Origin of the sequence: Allobosea sp. CER48, from assembly GCF_044752385.1 — a bacterium.
GTDB lineage: Bacteria > Pseudomonadota > Alphaproteobacteria > Rhizobiales > Beijerinckiaceae > Allobosea.
Map to the genome: position 1 here is coordinate 1 of NZ_JBIWYK010000149.1, position 7,001 is coordinate 7,001.

Annotated in this window: 7 protein-coding genes; all 7 read left to right on the plus strand. The window is 67.0% G+C overall.

What is annotated here, in order from left to right; all coding sequences use genetic code 11:
* Nucleotides 1–102: 102 nt before the first annotated feature.
* The 7 genes from aztA (at nt 103) to ACIPIA_RS07810 (ending at nt 6,986) form a co-directional block, all read left to right on the plus strand.
* Nucleotides 103–837 (plus strand): zinc ABC transporter ATP-binding protein AztA, encoded by a 735-nt coding sequence (gene aztA / locus ACIPIA_RS07780; RefSeq protein ID WP_400508259.1) that lies wholly within the window; start codon nt 103–105, stop codon nt 835–837.
* Nucleotides 838–854: 17 nt separating this feature from the next.
* Nucleotides 855–1,730: a metal ABC transporter permease gene (locus ACIPIA_RS07785; protein WP_400508261.1), complete on the plus strand. Its 876-nt coding sequence runs from the start codon at nt 855–857 to the stop codon at nt 1,728–1,730.
* A 34-nt stretch (nt 1,731–1,764) separates the two neighbouring features.
* Nucleotides 1,765–2,706, plus strand: coding sequence for a metal ABC transporter substrate-binding protein (locus tag ACIPIA_RS07790; RefSeq protein ID WP_400508263.1), 942 nt, complete (start codon nt 1,765–1,767; stop codon nt 2,704–2,706).
* Nucleotides 2,707–2,752: 46 nt separating this feature from the next.
* Nucleotides 2,753–3,715, plus strand: a complete 963-nt coding sequence (locus ACIPIA_RS07795; protein ID WP_400508265.1) for a CobW family GTP-binding protein — start codon at nt 2,753–2,755, stop codon at nt 3,713–3,715.
* A gap of 14 nt (nt 3,716–3,729) precedes the next feature.
* Nucleotides 3,730–4,737 carry a WD40 repeat domain-containing protein gene (locus ACIPIA_RS07800; protein WP_400508267.1) on the plus strand — a complete coding sequence of 336 codons (1,008 nt, stop codon included), beginning with the start codon at nt 3,730–3,732 and terminating at the stop codon, nt 4,735–4,737.
* 5 nt (nt 4,738–4,742) lie between these two features.
* Nucleotides 4,743–5,042, plus strand: coding sequence for a hypothetical protein (locus tag ACIPIA_RS07805; RefSeq protein ID WP_400508269.1), 300 nt, complete (start codon nt 4,743–4,745; stop codon nt 5,040–5,042).
* 129 nt (nt 5,043–5,171) lie between these two features.
* A complete protein-coding gene (locus tag ACIPIA_RS07810; RefSeq protein ID WP_400508271.1) occupies nt 5,172–6,986 on the plus strand; it encodes a glucan ABC transporter ATP-binding protein/ permease in 1,815 nt (604 codons plus the stop codon).
* Nucleotides 6,987–7,001 lie beyond the last annotated feature (15 nt).

Here is a 7,001-nt window from a genome sequence, read left to right on the forward strand (position 1 = left end):
GCTCCTGCGGGTATCGGCGCCGGTGCGGTTGGGCATGGCAGCTGCCGTCGTCGCCCTGCTCTGGCTGGCGACGCTGGCCGTGATCCTGTGAGTTTGCGTTCCATGTCCGCTATTCGTCTGACCGATCTGACACTGGGCTATGACCGGCACCCGGCGGTCCACCATCTCTCCGGCGAGATCGAGGCCGGCAGCCTGACCGCGATCGTCGGGCCGAACGGCGCCGGCAAATCCACCTTGCTCAAGGGAATGGCCGGGGCGCTTGCGCCGCTGTCCGGCGGCATTGCGCTCGCCAAGGGCAAGCGGCTCGCCTATCTCCCGCAATCGGCCGATCTCGACCGTTCCTTTCCGATCCATGTCTATGACCTCGTGGCGATGGGCTTGTGGAACCGGGCGGGCATCTTCGGCCGCATCGGCGCCGGAGCGGCGCACAAGATCGAGCATGCGATAGCGGCCGTGGGGCTGACCGGCTTCGAGCGCCGGCCGATCGGCACGCTCTCCGGCGGGCAGATGCAGCGCGCCCTGTTCGCGCGGCTGCTGTTGCAGGATGCCGACGTGATCCTGCTCGACGAGCCCTTCACCGCGATCGATGCGCGCACGACGGCCGATCTGCTGGAACTGGTGCGGCGATGGCACGGCGAGAGCCGCACGGTTGTCGCGGTGCTGCACGATATCGAGACGGTGAGGCAGGCCTTTCCGCAGACGCTGCTGCTGGCGCGTGAGGCCGTCGCCTGGGGCGAGACCGGCGCGGTGCTGACCCCGGAAAACCTGCTGAAGGCGCGGCGCATGGTCGAGGCCTTCGACAGCCACGCCGCCCCCTGCCAGCGCGACGCCGCCTGAACACATAGATCGGGCCGATGCTCTACGACCTCTTGATCGGCCCTTTCGCCGAGTTCGATTTCATGCGCCGCGCCCTCGTCGGCGTCGTCGCCCTCTCGGTTTCGGGCGCCCCGATCGGCGTGTTCCTGATGCTCCGGCGCATGAGTCTGACCGGCGACGCCATGGCGCACGCGATCCTGCCGGGGGCGGCGCTCGGCTATCTCGTCGCCGGATTCTCGCTGCCGGCGATGACGATAGGCGGGCTCGCGGCGGGTTTCGCGGTGGCGCTGGCCGCCGGAGCCGTGGCGCGTGCGACGGTGCTGAAGGAAGACGCTTCGCTCGCCGCCTTCTACCTGATCTCGCTTGCGCTCGGGGTTACCATCGTGTCGCTCAGGGGCTCGGCGATCGATCTCCTGCATGTGCTGTTCGGCAATGTGCTGGCGCTCGACGACCAGGTGCTGATCCTGCTTGCCGGCGTCGCGACCGTCTCGTTGCTGTCGCTCGCAGCTCTTTATCGGCCGCTGGTGCTGGAATGCGTCGACCCCGGCTTCCTGCGCTCGGTCAGCCGCTCCGGCGGTGTCGTTCACCTGACCTTCCTTGCGCTCGTCGTGCTCAATCTCGTCGCCGGCTTCCATGCGCTGGGGACGCTGCTCGCCGTCGGCATGATGATGCTGCCGGCGGCCGCCGCGCGCTTCTGGACGGCGGATATCACGCGGCTTCTCCTGCTGGCTGCCGGCTTCGGCATGGTGTCGGGCTATGCCGGGCTCGTCGTTTCCTATGCGGCGGGGTCTAGCCTGCCCGCGGGTCCGTCGATCATCCTCGCCGCAGGCGCGATCTATATTGCCTCGCTCCTGTTCGGTTCGCAGGACGGGCTTGCGCGCCGCCTCTTGCCTCGTGCCCATCTCCAGAGATAGAAACGTTATATCGTTTCATTCTCTGGAGCCGCTCATGCCCACCCGTCGCGTCCTGCTCGCCGGCCTTGCTTCCGGGTTCGCCGCAGTCGCCACGCCGTTCGGCGTCTTCGCGCAGGAGAAGCTGCCGGTGGTGGCGAGCTTCTCGATTCTCGGCGATTTCGTCCGGCAGGTCGGCGGCGATCGTGTCAGCGTGACGACGCTGGTCGGCCCCGATGGTGACGCGCATGTCTATTCGCCGACGCCTGCCGATGCGAAGGCGATGGCCGCCGCGAGGCTCGTCGTGGTCAACGGCCTGCACTTCGAGGGCTGGTTGCCGCGCCTCGTGAAGTCGTCGGGCACCACGGCGACGATGGCGGCGGCGACGAAGGGCATCACCCCGCTTGAAGCCGATGACGACCATGACGACAAGGGCAAGGCCGGCCACGCGCCTGCTCATGGCCATGACGATCCACATGCCTGGCAAAGTATCGCCAATGCGAAGGTCTATGTCGCCAATATCCGCGATGCCTTGAGCGCGGCCGATCCTGCGGGAAAGGCGAGCTACGAGGCCAATGCCGCAACCTATCTCGCAGCTCTCGAAACACTCGAAGGCGAGGTGAAGGCCGCGATCGCGCGCATCCCTGCGGAGCGGCGCAAGGCGATCACCACCCATGATGCCTTCGGCTATTTCGTGCAGGCCTATGGCATCGAATTCATCGCGCCGCAGGGCGTCTCGACCGAGGCCGAGGCGTCCGCCAGGGACGTCGCCCGGATCATTCGGCAGGTGAAGGCGCAGAAGATTCCGGCCGTCTTCCTGGAGAACGTCACCAATCCGCGCCTCGTCGAGCAGATCGCCCGCGAAAGCGGCGCCAAGGTCGGCGGGCGGCTCTACTCCGATGCGCTCTCCGACTCCAAGGGGCCGGCGGGGACTTACATCGGGATGATGAAGCACAATATAAGCGAGATCGAAAAGGCGCTGACCGCCGGCCCGGCCTGACCGGGCGGTGCCGTCCCCAGCGTCTCACAGCCATTCAGGTCAAGCCATGTCCGAGAAAATCCCCGTCACGGTGCTCACAGGCTATCTGGGCGCCGGCAAGACCACGCTCCTCAACCGCATCCTGACCGAGGACCACGGCAAGAAGTTCGCCGTTATCGTCAACGAGTTCGGCGAGGCCGGGATCGATGGTGACCTGATCGTCGGCGCCGACGAGGAAATCTTCGAGATGAACAACGGCTGCATCTGCTGCACCGTGCGCGGCGACCTGATCCGCATTCTCGACGGGCTGATGAAGCGCAAGGGCAAGTTCGACGCGATCATCGTCGAGACCACCGGTCTCGCCGATCCCGCGCCGGTCGCCCAGACCTTCTTCGTCGACCAGGATGTCGGGGACGCGACCCGTCTCGACGCGGTCGTGACCGTCACCGACGCGAAGTGGTTGAAGGACCGGCTGAAGGATGCGCCGGAAGCGAAGAACCAGATCGCCTTCGCCGACGTCATCGTTCTCAACAAGACCGATCTCGTGACCGCGGAAGAGCTCGCCGATGTCGAGGCTGCCATCCGCGCCATCAACCCCTATGCCAAGCTGCACAAGGCCGAGCGCGCCAATGTCGATATCGCCGCCCTGCTCGACCGCAACGCCTTCGATCTCGACCGCATCCTCGACATCGAGCCGGATTTCCTCGAGGCCGGGCATCATCACCATCATGCCGAGGATGTCCGCTCGATCTCGCTGACCGTGCCGGGCGACGTCGACCCCGAGAAGTTCATGCCCTGGATCAACGACCTCACTCAGATCCAGGGCCCGAACATCCTGCGTTCAAAGGGGATCCTGGCCTTCAAGAACGAGCCGCGCCGCTTCGTCTTTCAGGGTGTGCACATGATCCTGGACGGCGACCTGCAGCGCGACTGGAAGGATGGCGAGAAGCGGGAGAGCCGCCTTGTCTTCATCGGACGCGGTCTCAACGAAAACGAATTGCGCAAGGGGTTTGAAGCCTGCGCGGCCTGAGCTAAAGCCGCGTGATGACGACACCGACCCAATCCGTCTCGCTGCGCGAGCATGTCACCCCGATCGCGGCCGACACGCATGTCGTCGCCGCCCGCTGGCTGAAGCAGGGGCTCGCGCTCGCGCTGGCCGACGGGCGCGTCCTGCGCTGGCGTGACGGCGCGGCCGATATGGTCGAGGCCCATGCCGGCGGTATCCTCTGCGCTACCGGAGACGGCGAGCGCCTGATCTCCGGCGGCGATGACGGGCGCGTCGTCGCGACGCGAATCGAGGGCGAGCCGGAGGAGCTGGCGAAGGATCCCAAGCGGCGCTGGATCGACGCGATCACGCTCTCGGCCTCGGGCAATCTCGCCTGGAACACCGGCAAGGCCGTCCATGCCCGCGACGAGAAGGGCCGCATCCGCACGCTGGAGGCGGCGAGCACGCCGCAGGGCCTCGTCTTCGCACCGAAGGGCTACCGCCTCGCCATCGCCCAGATGAATGGCGTCTCGCTCTGGTATCCCAACACCGAGGCGAAGCCGGAATTCCTGGAATGGAAGGGTTCGCATCTCGATGTCGTCTGGTCGCCGGATGCCCGCTTCGTGGTCTCCTCGATGCAGGAGAACGCACTGCATGGCTGGAAGCTCGGCGACAAGCCCGGCCATATGCGGATGACCGGCTACCCGGCTAAGCCCCGCTCGCTGTCCTGGTCGCATGACGGGCTCTGGCTCGCCTCGAGCGGGGCGGACGGCGCGATCGTCTGGCCCTTCCAGGGAGACGGGCCGCAGGGCAAGGCGCCGCGCGAATGCGGCGTGCGCCGGGCCCGCGTCACCCGCGTCGCCTTCCATCCCGGCGCGCTTGTGCTGGCGATCGGCTATGACGATGGCTGCATCCTGCTGGTCCGGCTGACCGATGGTTCCGAGCTGCTGGTGCGGCCAGCCGAGCGCGACAGCGGCATCAGCGCCTTCGCCTGGGACAAGGCCGGAAAACGACTCGCCTTCGGTGCCGAGGATGGCGCCGCCGGCGTGCTCGTGCTGCCGAGCTGAGATCGATGCGCTTCGGGCTCTTCGGCAGGGCGGAGGCCCGCAGGGGCGGCGACGCGAAGGCCGAAGCGAAGGCTGCGGCCGAGCGCCTGAAGGAGCAGGTAAGGGCATGGCTCCGCCTGCCCGGAACGGCGGCGATCGCCGTCAACGAAATCCTCTGCGCCGACCCCGCCTGCCCGGGCACCGAGACCGTGATCCTGGTGATGAAGCCCGGCGAGAAGACGCATGCCTACAAGCTGCAGATGGCGATGGCCGAGATCACGCCGGAGGCGCTGTCCGAAGCGCTGGCTCCGCCGCCCGCCGATTAAGCTGCAGGGCAGAAGAGGATTGTCCTCCACAAGCGGCTCGGTGTCGCCCTTGCCGGTGACCGAGGAGACGTGGACTGAACGAAGCGTTAAGCTTGTTGGCGCCGCGCGGCTTGCGTTAGGGTCTGGGTGATGTCGCTTCTTGCTCTCTACGCCCGCGTCCTCGGCGAGCTCGGCTCGGAACGACGGCTGGGCATCATACTGGCCCTGGCCAATGTCCTGCTCGCAGGCGTCGCCTTCGCGGAGCCGATGCTGTTCGGCGCACTGATCGACCGGCTCACGGCGATCCAGTCCTCGGGCGGCCAGCTCACCTGGATCAGCATCAACCCGCTGATCTTCGCCTGGGTCGGCTTCGGCCTGCTCAACATCGCCATGGGCGTCTTCGTCGCCCTGCATGCCGACCGGCTCGCGCATCGGTCGCGGCTGGCGGTGATGGCGCGCTATTTCGAGCACGCGCTCTCGCTGCCGATCGCCTATCACACCCAGACCCATTCCGGCCGCGTTCTCAAGGTGATGCTCGACGGCACCAACGCCATGTGGGCGCTGTGGCTCTCCTTCTTCCGCGAGCATTGCGCCTCGTTCGTCGCACTCTTCGTGCTGCTGCCTTTCACGGTCTGGAAGAACTGGCAGCTCGGGCTGCTGCTGATTGGCCTCGTCCTGCTGTTCGGCTCGCTCACCGCCTTCGTGCTGCGCAAGACCGACCGGTTGCAGAGCAATGTCGAGGCCTATCACTCCAACCTGGCCGAACGCGCCTCGGACGCGCTCGGCAACGTCCCTGTGATCCAGAGCTTCACCCGCATCGAGGCAGAGGTCCGCGGGCTGCGCTCCACCATCACCAACCTGCTCAACGCCCAGCTGCCGGTGCTGTCCTGGTGGGCGTTAGCCAATGTCGCGACGCGCGCCTCCGCCACGCTGACGGTGCTGCTGATTTTCATCGTCGGCACCTGGCTGCTTATGCACGGCCAGACCACGGTCGGCGAGATCGTCACCTTCATGGGCTTCGCGACGATGCTGGTCGGGCGGCTCGAGCAGATCGTCGGCTTCGTGAACTTCATCTTCATGCAGGCGCCGAAGATGCGCGAGTTCTTCGAGGTGCTCGACACACCGCCGACCGTGCGCGACCTGCCGAACGCACGAGATCCCGGCCGCCTCGAAGGCGCGGTCGCCTTCGAGGACGTTTCCTTCTCCTATGACGGCAAGCGCGCGGCGGTGCGCGACGTCTCCTTCACGGTCAAGCCGGGCGAGACCATCGCCATCGTCGGCTCCACCGGCTCCGGCAAGTCGACCACGCTCGGGCTGCTGCATCGGGCCTTCGATCCGCAATCGGGCCGGATCGTGATCGATGGCAACGACATCCGCGACATCTCGCTGCTCTCGCTTCGGCGCAATGTCGGCGTGGTCTTCCAGGAGCCGATGCTGTTCGCCCGATCGATCCGGGAGAACCTCCTCGTCGGCAAGCCGGACGCGACGGATGCCGAGCTGATGCAGGCGCTCGACCGGGCGCAGGCCACCGAAGTGATGGCGCGTCAGAGCGACGGGCTCGACACGATGGTGGGCGAGCGCGGCCGCACGCTCTCGGGCGGCGAGCGCCAGCGGCTGTCGATCGCGCGAGCGCTCCTCAAGAATCCGCCTGTCCTGATCCTCGACGAGGCGACCTCCGCGCTCGACGCAGCGACCGAGGTCAAGCTGCAGAAGGCGCTGGAGGAGGTGATGAAGGGCCGCACGACCTTCGTCATCGCGCACCGCCTGGCCACCATCCGCAATGCCGACCGCATCCTCGTCTTCGAGCAGGGGCAGGTCGAGGAGATGGGTACCTTCGACGAGCTTGTCGCCAAGGGCGGCCGTTTCGCGGCCCTGGCGCGGGCGCAGTATCTCGTCAGCGACAAGCCGGCGCCGCTCGCCGAGGGCGAGGCGAGCCCGCTGGCGCAGAAGATCGTGATGGGCTGACGCCCTGCCGGTCCC

Bases quoted from the DNA above. Each gene is read 5' to 3' on its own strand.
- ACIPIA_RS07795 (WP_400508265.1), top strand. From the start codon at position 2,753: ATGTCCGAGAAAATCCCCGTCACGGTGCTCACAGGCTATCTGGGCGCC.
- ACIPIA_RS07805 (WP_400508269.1), top strand. From the start codon at position 4,743: ATGCGCTTCGGGCTCTTCGGCAGGGCGGAGGCCCGCAGGGGCGGCGAC.
- ACIPIA_RS07800 (WP_400508267.1), top strand. From the start codon at position 3,730: ATGACGACACCGACCCAATCCGTCTCGCTGCGCGAGCATGTCACCCCG.
- ACIPIA_RS07810 (WP_400508271.1), top strand. From the start codon at position 5,172: ATGTCGCTTCTTGCTCTCTACGCCCGCGTCCTCGGCGAGCTCGGCTCG.
- aztA (WP_400508259.1), top strand. From the start codon at position 103: ATGTCCGCTATTCGTCTGACCGATCTGACACTGGGCTATGACCGGCAC.
- ACIPIA_RS07785 (WP_400508261.1), top strand. From the start codon at position 855: ATGCTCTACGACCTCTTGATCGGCCCTTTCGCCGAGTTCGATTTCATG.
- ACIPIA_RS07790 (WP_400508263.1), top strand. From the start codon at position 1,765: ATGCCCACCCGTCGCGTCCTGCTCGCCGGCCTTGCTTCCGGGTTCGCC.